Source organism: Pseudoalteromonas sp. ESRF-bin5 (assembly GCF_002632075.1).
Classification (GTDB): Bacteria; Pseudomonadota; Gammaproteobacteria; order Enterobacterales; family Alteromonadaceae; genus Pseudoalteromonas; species Pseudoalteromonas marina.
In genome coordinates, this window is record NZ_NTLW01000292.1 from 1 (window position 1) to 15,951 (window position 15,951).

Genomic DNA, 15,951 nt, shown 5'->3' on the forward strand with positions numbered 1-15,951 from the left:
GAGTCAGCGCCAAGTAAAACAACATCACGATTATCTGGCCCTATATCAACACTTAAATCATTAACGTTAAGCTGAACAGGTAATCCCATTAGCTTTACTTTTTCGCTTAATTTGGGCAACTCTTTAGCTAATACGCTTTCTACTTCAGCATTTGTAAATGAATATACCGATACACCTTGCGTGCTATTACAGGCAGTTAAAAAAAGCGTAGTAATAAGTAATAAAAATCTCATGGTAAATCCTTTGTTTGGTTGACACAAAAAGCCGCTTTTTAAGCGGCCTTTTAAAGTTTTAATCAACATTTAAAGTAATGTTAATGATTAAGCTGCAAGTGTCGTCTTTAATCGAGCTAGTGTGTCAGGTTCAACTGAACCGTTACTGAGCGCGAGCAACTGTTTTAAATAATAATTTAAATCTGCATGATCGCCACGGTGCTTATCATCAAGCATAGCAACTTGCTCTGCCATTCTAAGTGATGCATTTGGCGAGCTCACATTTGCTAAAATTTCCATACGCGTTACAAGTTGCTCTTCGTTAAGCGTTGTTTTTAGCGGTGATTGATACTGTGCAGGTACTTCTTCATTATTTTGAAGCGCATTAAGTAAAGCATCTAAGTTAGCCTGCTCTGATTTAGTGATAAGCAATGACACTTTTTCATCTATGGCTTTAAGCAAAGTAGTCACTTTTGGCGCAAGCGTTCTGAATTGTGCATAACCCTTTACCTTCGTTTCTAGGTCATGAAGTTGCGCACGTTGTTCAACCGCCTCTAGTACCGCTTCTAATTCAGCAAGCTCTGCAGCGGCTTGCTTGTCTGACTCATTCTGTTCAAGCTTTTGTTGCTCAAATTCAGTGCTGCGCTTACTAAATGCTTCATCGTTATATTGACGAAACTTTTGCCACAACGCATTTTCGGCTTTCAAGCCCGCAAAGCCAATTGTTTGCCATTGCTGTTGCATTTGCTTTAACGTCTGGCAAGCACTTGCTAAGTCGTCACTTTGTGATAGTTGCTGTGCTTGTTCTACTAAATCATTTTTAAGCGCAGCATTACCTTTATGAAACGCATTTAATAAACCAAGCACCTGTTGTTGCTCATTTTTATAGCGTTCATTTAAAACTCGATATGTTTTAGGGTCAACTTTTCCTACACTGCGCCATGCTTTATTTAGCCTATTGTATTGGCTTTCAAACTGTTTCCAATCAAAGCCTTCTTCGCTAGTAGGCTCTGTGCTAAGCGCGTGCATATCAGTAATGATGCTTTCACGTTGCAACTTAGCTGCATCGCGGTTTTTTTCTTGCTCGGCAAAGTAACTACGACAAGGTGCAAACAACAATTCAATATGTTCGTCAAACTGAACACCTTGTTGTTTTTCTTCATCTGTATCTAAACGGCCAAGCTCATTCCAACGTGTGCGAAACATTTTTACTTGTTCTGCACGTTGTTGCGGGTCGGTACATTCTTGCTCGGTTAACGCGGCTACTTCTTCAAGTAACGCAACACGCTTTGGTGCAGCGGCGTATTTTTGCCAATCTTTTGCGTCAGCAAGCTGCTGCTCTAGCTCTGCTTTAATATTTTCAAGTGGTTGCTGGTAGCGTGCTGTTAATGTATTAAATAGCTCTTCAAAACCTTTAAATACACCAAATGCCACATTGAACCGGCCTTCTTCAATTAAGCGCTTAACATCACGAGCTTTTCGCTTTGCTTGGCTTTGATTTTTTTCAAGCGGTTTAACTAACTCATTCATTGGTACTAAAAACTGCTTTTTATGCGCGTTTAACTCAGTTTTAAACTTGCCTTGCAGTGCGCTGTCTAACATAGCTATATGCCCACGCGTTTCTTTAAACGCTTGATTAAACGCTGAAATAATATCGTCATATTGCTCAATGCTTTGCGCTGGTTCAATTTTTTGTAAGGCGTTCAATGCCTCTTTATATTGAGCAATTACCGTTGTTAGTTCGGGTAATTTAGCCACTTGTGAAAATAAAGTCTCAAGCCTTGTTATTACCGCTTTAGACTGTGCGCTATTTTCAAGCTCAGTCTCTGTGATCGCTTGTTTTGCTTGGGCTACTTTAGCGTCAAGCCAATCTTGTTGAATTTGCTCTGGGGTTTCTAAACCTAATTGAAGCGCATTTTCAATTTCATCACTTAATGCTTCAAGCGTTGCTAAAGCCAATAATTGACGCTGTTTTAATGCTAAACGTTGCTGTTCTTTGTCGTGCTCAGCTTTAAGTTGCGCTATATGAGTATCAAGCTTGCTGGTAATAGCTATGTACTTTTCATCTAGCGATTTTATACGCTCTGCTGATAGCCATTTAAGCTCTAATGCTTGCCATTGAGCCATTAATTCAGCAGCTTGTGGGTTTACCAACGCAAAGTCTGTTTTTTCACGTAACGCATTAAGTTTTGCTAAAATAACGCGCGTTGAATTTTCAACTTCTTGTGGCATTTCTTTGGCCAGACGCTCATTTTCAATATGCGTATCAAGGGTGCTTTTCGCTTCCCCTCTAGCATGTTTAGCAAGTGGTTTGGTAAGCTGGTGGTTAATAACTAACTCCACTAGCTGCTTTTGTAATTCTTCACTGCCTTCTTTAAAAGCTTTTTCTACTAATTTTGGGTTTGCTAAACGCTTAAGTAGTTTAACGCGAACTTTTAGTTCTTTCTCTGCAAACGCTAGTTTTTCTAATGTTTTTACAGGCGCAAAGCGTTCTATATATTCACTTTTAATTTGCGGTGTTAGTGTGCTTTCACTGTTTAAAACCGCGTTAGATATTTGCTGCTCAGCTATATCCTTCAACGCTTGGTCTTGCTTATAGGCTTTCCACCAAAGTGGTAAATCATTTACCTTTTGAAGCGCTTTTCGGCGTATTTCTGCAGAGCTGTCTTCTAATGCAAGTGTATTTAAAATACTTGCATCGCGCTGCGTATCTAGCTTTTCAATTGCATCAAGACGTACCTGTTGCTTAGGGTGTTTCCATTTTGGCGTAAAAAGGTGCTTAAAGATCATGTTCACTAAACCTAGCTATTTCGTTGTCTGATTTGAATTCTTTTTGTAGTTGCGCTTTTGTCTTTTGGATCATTTCACCATTAGCACCAATCGTAAATTGCTCGTTCGATTGAGCCACCTTTGCTTGATACAACATAACCAACTGCACTGTTTGTTGCTTTTGCTCATCTGATAACACAGTGCCATCTGGCCATTTGCCAGTGGATGCACCATATTGCAGGCGTTCAAATAATTCTGGAGTAATATTTTCTACGAGTTTATCGATATTCATGTCATCTTTTCTTTTTAAGAGTCACTAAAATAATACGGTTAATAAGATACCAAATGCACCCTACGCCAATGGCGATGGTGTAAGCATACCACTCAAGGGTTTCTTTTTGCGGTTGTAAAAAATATAAACAGAAAAAACCACCCAAAAATAAAATAAGTGCTAGGAAAGAGTGATTTATAAACATCTGCTTTTTTTTAATTTGCTGTTCGCGCTGAAGTTGTTGAACCTGCTCGTCATTTAGCTCTGAAATGTTACTTTCGCAATGCGGACATTGCTTGTATTTATCTGAAATTGATTTTGCACATTTTGGGCAACGAATAATCGCCATACATCTCTCCATACTACGCATAAAAAAAGCGCCTTGCGGCGCCTTTATTGTACTTGTTTTATTTGTTGTTGTCTTTTTTGAATTTAAAGCAATAACAGATAATGTAACTTTCTTTTTATTGGTTTAAACCCGTTTATCCAATCAAACTTGCAAGTACACTGTGTATTAAATTACTCAGGATCCTTAGATTGTTTTTCAAGGCGTTTTTCCCAGAAAGTAGCGTTTTTTATACCTAACTTAATTGGATCAAAGGTAATTTTACCGCCTTTTTTCTTTTGCTCTTCGTAATCGCTTAAACATAACAGTGCCGGTTTTGCGACAAAGAAAATAGCTAAAATGCCTAAGATGTTGATCCACGCCATTAAGCCTACACCTATGTCACCAATGCTCCAAATATACCCAGAGCTATTAACCATTCCGTAAGCCACCATAAACATGATCACAAACTTCACAATAACCAGTGGAATACTTCCTTTAAAGTAACGATTTAAGTAAGCAATGTTTGTTTCCGCAATGAAGTAGTAAGCTAAAATAGTAGTGAACGCAAAGAAGAATAACGCAATACCTACAAATGCCTCACCAAAACCGCCAAATACGCTAAACAAAGCCATTTGTGTAAATGCTGCAGAGCCAACTTCAGTTGCTGCATCAACATTTTGTACAATAAATTGACCAGCTGGTAGCTCGCCAACAATGTTGTATTGCTGTGTTAACAAAATCATCAGTGCAGTTGCTGTACATACGAAGATGGTATCTACGTACACTGAAAAAGCCTGAACTAAACCTTGTTGCGCTGGGTGGTCTACTTCTGCCGCAGACGCTGCATGAGGACCTGTACCTTGACCCGCCTCATTTGAATATATTCCGCGTTTTACACCCCAGCCAATTGCAGCTCCAAATCCGGCTTGAGCTGTAAAAGCGTCGCTTATTATCATAGCAAAAATATCAGGCACTCTATCGATATGTAAAAACACAACGATTAAGGCAAGTACTATGTAGCCCAAAGCCATAAATGGCACAACAATTTGAGTAAAGTTGGCAATACGTTTTATACCACCAAAAATGATAAAGGCTAAAACGATAAGAATAATAGCCAGCGCAACTAGCTTAAAGCTGCCTACATCGCCAAAGCTGGTCGAAACCATAGTACCGTCGCCAAATACTTGAGTAAATGCGTTACCTACCGCATTTGCTTGTACACCTGGTAGGAAAACACCACACGCAACAACGGCAGAAATAGCAAATAAGATAGCTAACCATTTTTGCTTTAAACAACGGTCAAAGTAATACGCTGGACCACCACGATATTGACCGTTTTCTTCTTCTTTATAAATTTGACCAAGAGTTGATTCAGCGAAGGCTGTACTTGCACCTAAAAATGCAACAACCCACATCCAGAAAATAGCCCCTGGGCCACCAAAACCGATAGCAGCAGCAACACCTGCAATGTTACCAACACCGACTCGCCCCGATAGAGACACTGCAAGTGCTTGAAAAGAAGAAATACCTTTTTCAGATGTGTTAGGACTAAAAAGTAATTTACACATTTCTTTAAAATGTCTGACTTGGGCAAATCGAGTTAATACAGAATAAAACAAGCCCGCGCCAAGGCATAAGTAAATAAGGGCATTACTCCAAACAACATCATTAACAGCGCTTACAAAAGCTTCCATGGATATCCTCTATAGTTATATTTTTTATTATGAATTACGAGACTCTGTTTTAGCTACTCAGAATGCGCGACACAAAACGATTAAAAATCGGGCTTAAATACGCCTACCTTTAATTCGATTGTTATTGATATTAACTTAAGTGAGCTAACTTTGTTAACACTTAATTTTCATATTTACAGATAAAACGTGCGCTTCGACGTATTATTTGAGGGTTATTTAACCAGCAATTGGTTTGTTTGAATATAATGGAGGTTTATAGAAAGTAATTTAAATAGACTTCTGATTGAAGGGGTTTATAAAACGATTTTACATATTAACTAATTTTAAATTTGTGTATAAAAAAGGCATCAATAATTGATGCCTTTTATCAGTACTCTATCTTAGCGTATCAACCACATTAACAATGGCTGCTAAAGTGTCTTGACCAAACTGATACGAGCGACGATCTGACCAGCCATAGTCAGGATCTGGTAAATCGTTATTGTCTTTAAATGGCATTTCAATCGTGTATGTAAGCGCTTTAAACTCTTCAGCCGTTGCCGACGATGCAACGGTTAATAGAGCTTGGCCTGGCTCATCTTTCGGGTAACCGTGTTCGTCTTGAAACTCCGGTGTTATTGTTAATAACGCCGCTTTAAAGCTGTCTTCTAAATTTTTAAGTCGCTCATCGTAACTTGGAATACCTTCGCTGCCAGCAACAAAGTTATAAGGAATGGCTTCATCACCATGAATATCAAGGTGCATATCTAAGCCTGTTTCGCGCATTTTATTTAGGACTAAATACACTTCAGGGCTATTTTCCATACTAGGTGTTTGCCATTCGCGATTTAAGTTAACACCTTTAGCATTAGTACGTAAATGGCCACGTACACTGCCATCTGGGTTCATATTTGGCACGATGTAAAACACAGCCTTTGATAACAATGCGGCAGCATGTGGGTCTTCATCATCAAGTAACTTATGAAGTAATCCCTCTACAAACCACTCTGCCATAGTTTCACCTGGGTGCTGGCGTGCTGTTACCCAAATTACTTTTTTATCTTCGTTTGGCTCGCCAATTTTTAATACACTCATATCGCGCCCATCAAGTGTTTCACCCAATGTTTGAAGTTGGCAAGCACCTTGGGTTTGCGCCCACGACAATAAATCTAAATGGCGGTCATAGCTATATGGTGCGAAGTAAGCAAAATAAACACTGCCGCACTCTGGCTCTATTTCAAAACTTAGCGTGCCATTTTCATAGTTTGATGGAACACGAAACCATGTTTGGCGATCGTAAGATGCGACTGCTTGATAGCCTTCCCACCCATCTGGGTATGCTGATTTTTCAAGCTGATTAATATTAAGCTTATGTAATTGGTAAGGCGTTGTTTCTAATCGAAAGTGAAACCACTGATAAAATTCAGAGTTGTGGTCGTTATTAATCTCTAATTGAATATTAAGCGGATCGGTTGCATCAATTACCTTGATATTACCACTGTCGAAATTACTACTGATTTTCATGAAAAAACCTTTAATTTGAATAAGCCCATCTGCATTTTAACTAGCAGAACTAACACCACGAATAATACTACTCGCAGTAAATACAGTGTATTTTATAACTGTAACACGCACTGTATTGGAATAAGCAAAGCGTAGCACAAGGCATACACTTTAAAAATGATTGCACATTAAAAAAGCCAGCTAAACGCTGGCTTTTAAATACTACATATACATTAGCGTGGTAAGCTTGGGAATGACACTTCAGCCATATCTCGCATACAACGTACTACTTGGCAGCTATAGCCAAATTCATTATCGTACCATACGTATAATACAATACGATTATCGTCAACAATTGTCGCTTGTGAGTCAACAACACCTGCATAACGGCTACCTACTAAATCGGTAGACACTATTTCTGTTGATGCAGTGTAATCAATTTGGTCACGTAAATCTGAGTGCAGCGCTGTATCGCGTAAAAATGCATTTAGTTCTTCAACTGATGTATTAGTTGCTAAGTTTAAGTTTAAAATAGCAAGCGATACGTTAGGTGTAGGAACACGAATAGCGTTACCTGTTAACTTACCTTCAAGCTCTGGCAATGCTTTAGATACAGCTTTAGCTGCGCCTGTTTCAGTTATTACCATGTTAAGCGCTGCGGCACGACCACGACGTTCGGCTTTGTGATAGTTATCAATTAGGTTTTGATCGTTTGTATATGAGTGAACGGTTTCAACGTGACCATTATTAATACCAAACTTATCGTTTAACGCTTTTAATGTTGGTGTGATTGCATTTGTTGTACAGCTTGCTGCACAGACAATTTTATCTTCAGATAAAATATCTTGGTTATTTACACCATAAACGATGTTTTTAATATTGCCTTTAGCCGGTGCTGTTAATAATACTTTAGCTGCACCTTTACACTCTAAATGCTGACCAAGGCCTGCTTCATCTTTCCAAATACCTGTGTTATCAACAATTAACGCATTATCGATACCGTATTGGGTGTAATCAATTTCACTAGGCGAATTTGCATAAATAACCTGAATGTAACTGCCGTTCGCTTTAATCGCGTTGCGCTCTTTATCAATGGTGATTGAACCATTAAATGGACCATGAATTGAATCGCGACGTAATAAACTAGCGCGCTTTTCAAGGTCACCTTCTTTACCACCACGCACAACGATTGCACGTAGACGTAAATCGGCGTAAGGACCCGATTTTTCAATTAATAAGCGAGCAAGCAAACGACCAATACGACCAAAACCATAAAGAACTACATCGCGAGGTTCTTTCACTGTTGAATCTGCTATTTCTGCTAATTCATCTTTAACAAACTCTTCAACTGAACGGCCATTAGCAACGTCGCTGTATAAATAGCTGTATGCTAACTTACCAATATCAATGCGAGCAGAGTTTAATTCCATTTTACTGATTGCTTCTAAAAACGGGAAGCTTTCACGTAAACGTAATTTTGTGCCTTCAAATTGCGCAACAGTTTTGTGAGATTTAATAATTTCAATAGTACTGGCATTTACGAGAGGACGGCCATATACGGCAATTTCAATACCACGATTACGGTAAAGTTTACCAATGATAGGTTGCATGCTTTCAGCGTAATCTTGGCGCTCTTGCCAACTATTTGTGTATTCTAACTCGTGAGATGAGGTCATTTTATTTACCTAAGTTTATCATTTTGAACGGATAGCCTTTAAAAGTGCACTATATTTTGAGAGTAATGCACTTCAGGCACGGCTATTCTAATTTAATCTGAAGTTATTCTCTACTGTTAGGCGTTAAATGATTGCGCTAGAATGGCTGCGTAGATATTTATTTGGGGTTTAGGAATGCTAAAAAGAGCAAGTTTACTACTTGGATTACTAACATTAGCGGGTTGTGAAGAACCTGTTACGCTAGCAAAAGTTTGTAAGGAAACACCCGGCTTTTGTGCTGATTTAAACAAAGACAGCCATTGTAAAGACGAGCGTGCTGAAGTTATCTTAAAGCGTTACAGTGAATACAAAGAGCCAACGGATGAAAATAAATATCAATTATTAAAAGAATTTGAAACATACAACCAATGTATAACACTGGCGGCTAAAATTGAGCACATAAAGCTCAAAGCTAAGAAGACGTCTCGCATAGATGGCCAACTTACTAGCATTAAAGAAATGACGCGCCTTTATCAAGACACTATTGATACAAATCACCCTGGTTTACTTTATTACCATTGGTCCAGAAACAATAATCAAGGTGCATTAAATAAGCTATTGGCTATAGAAGACGATCCTAGTGTTACACAAAGTGCTGAAATGCAGTTTTTTTTAGCGTCGTATTACATTAAGTTTGATGACGAAAAAACGATTGATTTGCTCTATAAAACGCTAGAGTTAAATCAAAAAGGGCGCATACCCAATCCTGAGGTGTACACATCGCTTATCAGCCTGTTTTATAAACATGATAAATTTAAACATGCTTATATATTTTCAAAAGTAGCGCAAATGTCGGGAATCGAAAATATAGATCTATTTGAAATAGAGCAGGAACTCTTAAGTACTGGTAAAAACTTATCTGGACTTGATTCACTTGCCGAGCAAACCTATCAACAAGTATTAGAGGGTGAATTTGTATCACCTAGAGAATTTTAGATAATAATAAACCCCGCTTAAGCAGAGTTAAGCGAGGAATAAATAAAAAGGCAGCTTTCGCTGCCTTTTTTTATTTTGCTTTGCTGGTGCCCACTTCAACACGAGTCTTTAATTTTTGACCCGGTCTAAAGGTGACAACACGACGCGCCGAAATAGGAATGTCTTCGCCTGTTTTCGGATTACGCCCTGGTCTTTCTTTTTTGTCTCGAAGATCAAAGTTACCAAATCCAGAAAGCTTAACCTGCTCTCCTTTTTCTAGCGCTGAGCGGATTTCTTCAAAAAACGCTTCAACTAAATCTTTGGCATCTTTTTTATTGATCCCGAGCTTTTCAAATAGGTGTTCAGCTATGTCGGCTTTAGTAAGCGCCATATCTAGTCCCTCAACGATGCATTAAACTTTTCGGCCAATTCGGCCACCACGTTATCAACTACTAGATTGATATCTTTCTCTTCGAGTGTTCTATCAACCGCTTGCAGTGTTAGAGCAATCGCCAAACTCTTATAATTTGGCTCAATACCTTTGCCCTTATACACATCGAATAAGTTTAGGTCAACCAATTGATTTCCGCCAACTTTTTCTATAGCGTTTAAAATATCACCAGATTTAACGCTGTCGGCCACTAAAATCGCGATGTCGCGACGGTTTGAAGGAAATTTAGACACGCTTTCTGCTTGTGGTAAATTTCTTTTTTCAATTGCTGACATTTCAATTTCAAATACAAAAGTTGCGTTATTGATATCTAACGACTTTTGCGCTTGAGGATGTAATGCACCAAAAAAACCAACCTTTTTACCATCAACATAAATAACAGCTGACTGGCCCGGATGAAGTCCATCTGACTGCTCTGCTTTAATTTCAAAGCGACTTACATCGTTAGTGATCGCAAGTAATGCCTCAACATCCCCTTTTAAGTCATAAAAGTCGACATTGCGCTTTTCTTCAACCCAATGTTCGCCATGAACCAAACCAGTAATAACGCCACTAATAACAGGCACTTGGTATACACCATTTTCTGCATTTTCATCGCTTATAAATTTAAGACCATGCTCAAATAAACGAATACGTGGTTGTTGACGATTTTGGTTGTATGCAACAGACGCCAATAGACCCGGCATTAAGCTAACACGCATTGCTGACATTTCAATTGAAATAGGATGCGGTAGAACAAGTGCGTCACTTTGAGGATGCAAAATAGCTTGTGCCTTAGGGTCAACAAAGCTGTATGTAATCGCTTCTTGGTAACCACGTGTTACTAACGTATTGCGGAATTTGCTTAGTGCAATACTCGCTTCGTTATGAGTGGTCATCTTAAGTTTTGCAGTTGGTGCCACATTTGGAATACTGTTGTAACCGTAAACGCGTGCAACTTCTTCTATCAAATCTTCTTCAATGCGAATATCAAAACGGTAACTAGGTATGTCTGCACTCCAGCTCTCATTTTCTACTTTAACATCAAGACCTAAGCGAGTCAGAATATCAGTTACTTTAGCATCATCAATGTGATGACCTATTACGCGGTCTAAACGCGAACGACGCAAACGAACTTCAGTCACCTTAGGTAACTTATCAGCCGCCACGGCTTCTACTACAGGGCCTGCTTGACCACCCACAATTTCAAGAAGTAGCGCTGTAGCACGCTGCATTGCATCGTGTTGTAGAGCAAAATCTACTCCACGTTCATAACGATGTGATGCATCAGTATGTAGGCCGTAACTACGTGCTTGCCCAGCAATTGCTACCGGATTAAAGAACGCACTTTCAAGCAGTATGTCTGTTGTTTTTTCAGTAACACCTGATTGCTCACCACCAAAAATACCAGCAATGGCAAGTGCTTTATCATTATCTGCTATAACGAGTGTAGACTCGTTTAATTTAGCTGTATTCCCATCAAGCAGTACTAGTTCTTCATCTGCATTTGCACTACGTACTTTAATGCCACCTTCAATTGCACTTAAATCAAATGCATGCATAGGGTGACCAAGTTCGAGTAATACATAGTTAGTTACATCAACAACCGGGTCGATTGAACGTACACCACTACGGCGTAATTTTTCAACCATCCATAACGGTGTTTCTGCATCAAGATTTATACCTTTTATTACACGACCTAAGTATCGAGGACATGCATCTTCGTTCACTAGCTCAATTGATACTTTGTCGTCAATCGTTGGAGCAACAGCGGGGATTTCTAATACGTTTACATCAATGCTGTTTAAAACGCCTACTTCACGGGCAAGACCTTTAATACCAAGGCAGTCACCACGGTTTGGTGTTAAATCAACATCAATAATGTTGTCGTCAAGGCTTAAATAGTCACGTAAATCCGCGCCAATGGGTGCATCACTCGGTAACTCCATGATGCCCTCACCTTCTTCGCTAATGCCTAGCTCATCAAATGCACATAACATACCGTGTGAAGGCTGACCGCGAAGTTTTGCTTTTTTAATTTTGAAATCGCCAGGTAATACTGCACCAACGGTTGCAACCGCGACTTTAATTCCTTCACGACAGTTTGGCGCACCACAAACGATATCAAGCAGCTCATCGCCACCTACGTTAATTTTAGTAACGCGAAGTTTATCCGCATCAGGATGTTGACCACATTCAACAACTTCGCCTACTAACACACCATTAAATTTGGCTGCAGCTGGCTCAACGCCGTCAACTTCAAGGCCAGCCATAGAAAGCTGTTCCGACAGAGCTTGCGTATCAATAGCAGGATTAACCCACTCTCTTAACCACTTTTCACTAAATTTCATTTTATTGCTTCACTCTTAACGGAACTGGTTTAGGAATTTTAAGTCATTTTCAAAAAATGCACGTAAGTCGTTTACGCCGTAGCGCAGCATAGTTAAGCGCTCTACACCCATGCCGAATGCAAAACCGGTGTATTTTTCTGGATCAATACCTACAGACTTAAGAACGTTTGGATGTACCATGCCACAGCCTAGTACCTCTAACCATTTGCCGTCTTTGCCCATCACATCTACTTCAGCTGAAGGTTCTGTAAATGGGAAAAATGATGGACGGAAACGAATTTCCATATCTTCTTCAAAAAAGTTACGCAAAAAGTCATGTAATATACCTTTAAGCTCAGTAAAACTTACATCGGTATCAACCATTAACCCTTCTACCTGATGGAACATAGGTGTATGTGTCTGATCGTAATCGTTACGATACACACGCCCAGGTGAGATGATTCGTAGCGGTGGCTGTTCCGTTTCCATAGTACGAATTTGCACGCCACTTGTTTGTGTACGCAATACTAATTTAGGATTGAAATAAAAGGTATCATGATCAGCACGCGCAGGGTGATGTTCAGGGATATTTAAAGCATCAAAGTTATGAAAATCATCTTCAATCTCAGGACCTGATTTCACCTCGAAACCTAATTCACCAAAAAAGCTTTCAATACGCTCAATTGTACGTGTTACTGGGTGTAATCCACCTGTAGGCATCACACGCCCAGGTAAAGTAACGTCAATTGTTTCAGCGGCTAGCTTTTCTTCTAGTGCCTTGCTTGCTAAAAGCTCACGCTTATCGTTAATTGCAGCTTGTACATCTTGCTTAGCCTGATTAATTACCTGGCCTGCTTCTTTGCGTTCTTCAGGAGCAATTTTACCCAGTGTTTTAAGTAAGCTAGTGATTTCGCCTTTTTTACCAAGGTAGTTAACCCTGATCTCTTCTAGTTGCGCGATTTCACTGGCACTGGCTACCGCCTCAAGTGCTTGCGCTAATATATTTTCTAAGTTCATTCGATACCTGATCTTTCACAGAAGGTGATTACAATTTAATTGACTAATGATAACTGAAAGCGGGGTCTAGATTCTAGACCTACTAGAGCTTTAACGTTGATTTTATAAAGGGAATTGTTAATTTTCGCTGTGCGGCCATAGATGCATGATCTAATTTGTCTAATACATCGAGTAAAGCACGCATATCTCGACTTAGACGCGTTAGTAAAAAGCGTGCACATTCATCGCTTAACTCAAGCCCACGCATGTGTGCCCGCTTAACAAGCGCCTGCGCTTTATCATCATCACTCATTGAACGTATTTGAAAGGTGGTTCCCCAAGTCAAACGAGATTCTAAATCAGGAAGCGAGATATTTAACATATTTGGTAACAGGTCTGCGGTTACGACTAACATTTTACCGGGTTCGTTAAAGCGATTAAAAAAATTAAACAGGGCCTTTTCCCAGGCATCGTTCCCTGCAACTAAGTGGACATCGTCTATACACAATACATCAAGCGCTTCGAGTCCATCGAGGACCATAGGGCCAAAATTGATAACCTCGCGCATAGAAAGTAACATGTTAGAGAGGCCACGTTCTTGCGCTTTTATGCACGTCGCGTATAACAAGTGAGACTTACCCGAATCACCCAATCCACACAAATAAGTATATTGAAATGAATTTGCCAACTCAGAAAAGCTCGCTTTAAGATGGTTAACTTCTAATGAGTCCTCACCACCAAAGTACGATGCAAACGTCTCGTCATCAGGCAGAGTAACAGGCAACGCCATTTGCATTGGTTCATGAGTTAGCACTATGGTTTTATCCATTGATATTCAAGGCTATTTTTGTCAACAACATGATAGAAAGCGCGTGGGTCAACATAATCTTTAAAAGCAGAATCAAGACCAAGCGCTTTTTTTAAATCTGTAACATCGCCTGTATGACTCAATTTGTATTCAACAAACCCAGTCGTTTTTCGAGCAATCGTAACTTGTGTAACTACACTTAAACTCTGTAAACGTCTTTTAGCTAGTTCAACATCTACAAAATTTTCGGCCCCTTTTAAAGTTAAAATAGCTGAAGCTTGCTCGTAGTATGCATTGGGATCAATTGCATATTCACTTGCTAGCCCTCTAGCTAGTGTATCTATCATTTGACTAACAATTTGTTGTTTATCACCAACTAAACGATTTTCATCAAACAAATCATCATTTGTGAATCGCCAATCTAAAACCCAGTTATTACTGTTATTGTCTTTGTACATTTTGGCCGTAATACTTCTTTCAGCACTATACCGCTGAGACGCCTCTTCTATAGGCCCTGAAAAATTACCCCACACCTCGGGTATACCTACTAGACGCCTATCTTGTAAGTCCAGTAATGGCACAACAACAGGTAAGCCACGTCTTCGAGCATTATCGTAAATTAATTGTTCAAGCTGCGGATAGCTCTCTTGTGTAACTAGCTCTCTTCGCCAATTATCTTCAATACCTAGCCAAATAGCGACTAAAGGACGCTGTGAACCCCATAGAGGTAGACTTAATTCTTTTATAAGCGCATTAATTTTACGTGCTTCAAATTTAACAATTAATTTTAACTGACCTTCAGCACGCTCATCGTATTCAAATTTAAGCATGTAATCGGAGATATCTTTAGTTCGCTGTTGAGCTAATCGATTTTGATCCGCCGTTTCATCACCACTTACTTTTACCAAAACATTGAGTAAGGCTTTACGGCTTGCCGCTAATCGAGTATCTCTTGATTTATCATCAACTTTTAAAATATCTTGATATAGATCAGTGACCTCAACTGCTGAAACAGAAAAACAAATTAAAATGGATATTATGCTTATTAATAATCTATACACTGTATGTTAGTTCTTGGTTTTAAACTGATTTGATCCTAAATCAAAGCCAGTAACAAAGCAAAATTATATTTGTTACTGTGATATATTGATTCTTATAGATTTAGCCTCTCATACAATGTTGATTTAATTAAAACTCTAGATTTATAAACAAATTCACTCAGCCAAAAAGAGAGCAACTAAAGCCAAACCTTCTAAAAAGACATACTCTCTTCAAAGTAATGCCAACACAACTGTATTAAGTTCTAAAAATATATTAGCTTTTATTCGCTACTGCTAAGGGAAACAGGAAGCTGTTGAATCGTGTCAGCGTTTGAAGGGCTTGCTTTCGCGCAGTTTTGCATGATGTATAGGAATACAAATGCCGGGTGCACAGGCTGTGAAAGAGCGACCGCTACTGAGTTCGCCATAGGGTCTTGGCAATTTACTAAATTACTTTTTTGCAGACGTAAAAAAGCCCGGCTATTTCTAGTCGGGCTTTGTACAATTTGACGCCTGTTAATGTCGTGGTGCCCACAGCGGTGGAGAGTCACATAGCAAATGTTGCCTATCATAGGCCAGTGTATTGAATAACCAAAACACTGTTCACAAAGAGGCGCTTCGCTTAAGAGACGCGACGCTTTAGAGAAGAAAATGTTGAAGATTACTTTTCTGTAGACGTAAAAAAGCCCGACTATTGCTAGTCGGGCTTTCTACAATTTGGAGCCTGGTAATGTCCTACTTTCACATAACAAATGCTACACTATCATCGGCGCTGTTTCGTTTCACTACTGAGTTCGGCATGGGGTCAGGTGGGTCCAAAACGCTATTGTCACCAAGCAAATTTGGTGTCAGTCCGTATCGCTACGTACTAACTAAAATTTGGAATTTCTGATAATAAAGTCTTCAAGTATCTACTTTAGTTATATTAACTTCTTCGCTTGTTTCACTATCACATAAAACG

13 protein-coding genes and 1 rRNA gene are annotated in these 15,951 nt (G+C 39.3%); 1 reads left to right on the forward strand and 13 read right to left on the reverse strand.

Annotation, left to right across the window (positions count from 1 at the left end):
• The 7 genes from BCG07_RS18050 to BCG07_RS18080 all read right to left on the reverse strand — a co-directional run.
• Window positions 1-233, reverse strand: a 233-nt coding sequence (locus BCG07_RS18050; RefSeq protein WP_286891390.1) for a DUF1439 domain-containing protein, incomplete at its 3' end; no start/stop codon positions are given.
• Window positions 234-320: 87 nt separating this feature from the next.
• Window positions 321-3,002, reverse strand: a complete 2,682-nt coding sequence (locus BCG07_RS18055) for a DUF349 domain-containing protein (RefSeq protein WP_286891391.1) — start codon at window positions 3,000-3,002, stop codon at window positions 321-323.
• Window positions 2,992-3,273, reverse strand: a complete 282-nt coding sequence (locus BCG07_RS18060; RefSeq protein ID WP_006794492.1) for a YeaC family protein — start codon at window positions 3,271-3,273, stop codon at window positions 2,992-2,994. The genes BCG07_RS18055 and BCG07_RS18060 overlap by 11 nt, the downstream gene beginning before the upstream one ends.
• 1 nt (window position 3,274) lies before the next feature.
• Window positions 3,275-3,601: a hypothetical protein gene (locus tag BCG07_RS18065; protein ID WP_008132029.1), complete on the reverse strand. Its 327-nt coding sequence runs from the start codon at window positions 3,599-3,601 to the stop codon at window positions 3,275-3,277.
• Between the two features lie 170 nt (window positions 3,602-3,771).
• Complete coding sequence (locus tag BCG07_RS18070; RefSeq protein WP_008132031.1) at window positions 3,772-5,274, reverse strand: alanine/glycine:cation symporter family protein; 1,503 nt, start codon at window positions 5,272-5,274, stop codon at window positions 3,772-3,774.
• Between the two features lie 375 nt (window positions 5,275-5,649).
• Window positions 5,650-6,777, reverse strand: coding sequence for a M14 family metallopeptidase (locus BCG07_RS18075; RefSeq protein ID WP_277054647.1), 1,128 nt, complete (start codon window positions 6,775-6,777; stop codon window positions 5,650-5,652).
• A gap of 212 nt (window positions 6,778-6,989) precedes the next feature.
• A complete protein-coding gene (locus tag BCG07_RS18080; protein ID WP_006794496.1) occupies window positions 6,990-8,432 on the reverse strand; it encodes a glyceraldehyde-3-phosphate dehydrogenase in 1,443 nt (480 codons plus the stop codon).
• A gap of 174 nt (window positions 8,433-8,606) precedes the next feature.
• Between BCG07_RS18080 and BCG07_RS18085 the strand changes: the two genes are divergently transcribed.
• Window positions 8,607-9,407: a DUF2989 domain-containing protein gene (locus BCG07_RS18085; RefSeq protein WP_286891395.1), complete on the forward strand. Its 801-nt coding sequence runs from the start codon at window positions 8,607-8,609 to the stop codon at window positions 9,405-9,407.
• A 70-nt stretch (window positions 9,408-9,477) separates the two neighbouring features.
• Here BCG07_RS18085 and ihfA read toward each other — a convergent pair whose 3' ends face one another.
• The 6 genes from ihfA to rrf form a co-directional block, all read right to left on the reverse strand.
• Window positions 9,478-9,777 (reverse strand): integration host factor subunit alpha, encoded by a 300-nt coding sequence (gene ihfA / locus BCG07_RS18090; protein ID WP_002960690.1) that lies wholly within the window; start codon window positions 9,775-9,777, stop codon window positions 9,478-9,480.
• 2 nt (window positions 9,778-9,779) lie between these two features.
• Window positions 9,780-12,167 (reverse strand): phenylalanine--tRNA ligase subunit beta, encoded by a 2,388-nt coding sequence (gene pheT, locus BCG07_RS18095; protein ID WP_286891397.1) that lies wholly within the window; start codon window positions 12,165-12,167, stop codon window positions 9,780-9,782.
• Between the two features lie 15 nt (window positions 12,168-12,182).
• A complete protein-coding gene (gene pheS / locus BCG07_RS18100; RefSeq protein ID WP_006794499.1) occupies window positions 12,183-13,163 on the reverse strand; it encodes a phenylalanine--tRNA ligase subunit alpha in 981 nt (326 codons plus the stop codon).
• Window positions 13,164-13,245: 82 nt separating this feature from the next.
• Window positions 13,246-13,956 carry a DnaA inactivator Hda gene (gene hda / locus BCG07_RS18105; RefSeq protein WP_170865585.1) on the reverse strand — a complete coding sequence of 237 codons (711 nt, stop codon included), beginning with the start codon at window positions 13,954-13,956 and terminating at the stop codon, window positions 13,246-13,248.
• Entirely contained in the window at window positions 13,956-15,011 is a 1,056-nt protein-coding gene (locus BCG07_RS18110; RefSeq protein WP_243531040.1) for a DUF2066 domain-containing protein, read from the reverse strand. The genes hda and BCG07_RS18110 overlap by 1 nt, the downstream gene beginning before the upstream one ends.
• 701 nt (window positions 15,012-15,712) lie before the next feature.
• Window positions 15,713-15,827 (reverse strand): 5S ribosomal RNA (rrf, locus tag BCG07_RS18115).
• Window positions 15,828-15,951 lie beyond the last annotated feature (124 nt).

Excerpts from the sequence above, each read along its gene's own strand:
- BCG07_RS18080 (WP_006794496.1), bottom strand. The coding sequence starts at position 8,432 with ATGACCTCATCTCACGAGTTAGAATACACAAATAGTTGGCAAGAGCGC.
- BCG07_RS18060 (WP_006794492.1), bottom strand. The coding sequence starts at position 3,273 with ATGAATATCGATAAACTCGTAGAAAATATTACTCCAGAATTATTTGAA.
- pheT (WP_286891397.1), bottom strand. The coding sequence starts at position 12,167 with ATGAAATTTAGTGAAAAGTGGTTAAGAGAGTGGGTTAATCCTGCTATT.
- BCG07_RS18070 (WP_008132031.1), bottom strand. The coding sequence starts at position 5,274 with ATGGAAGCTTTTGTAAGCGCTGTTAATGATGTTGTTTGGAGTAATGCC.
- BCG07_RS18055 (WP_286891391.1), bottom strand. The coding sequence starts at position 3,002 with ATGATCTTTAAGCACCTTTTTACGCCAAAATGGAAACACCCTAAGCAA.
- BCG07_RS18065 (WP_008132029.1), bottom strand. The coding sequence starts at position 3,601 with ATGGCGATTATTCGTTGCCCAAAATGTGCAAAATCAATTTCAGATAAA.
- pheS (WP_006794499.1), bottom strand. The coding sequence starts at position 13,163 with ATGAACTTAGAAAATATATTAGCGCAAGCACTTGAGGCGGTAGCCAGT.
- BCG07_RS18085 (WP_286891395.1), top strand. The coding sequence starts at position 8,607 with ATGCTAAAAAGAGCAAGTTTACTACTTGGATTACTAACATTAGCGGGT.
- BCG07_RS18075 (WP_277054647.1), bottom strand. The coding sequence starts at position 6,777 with ATGAAAATCAGTAGTAATTTCGACAGTGGTAATATCAAGGTAATTGAT.
- ihfA (WP_002960690.1), bottom strand. The coding sequence starts at position 9,777 with ATGGCGCTTACTAAAGCCGACATAGCTGAACACCTATTTGAAAAGCTC.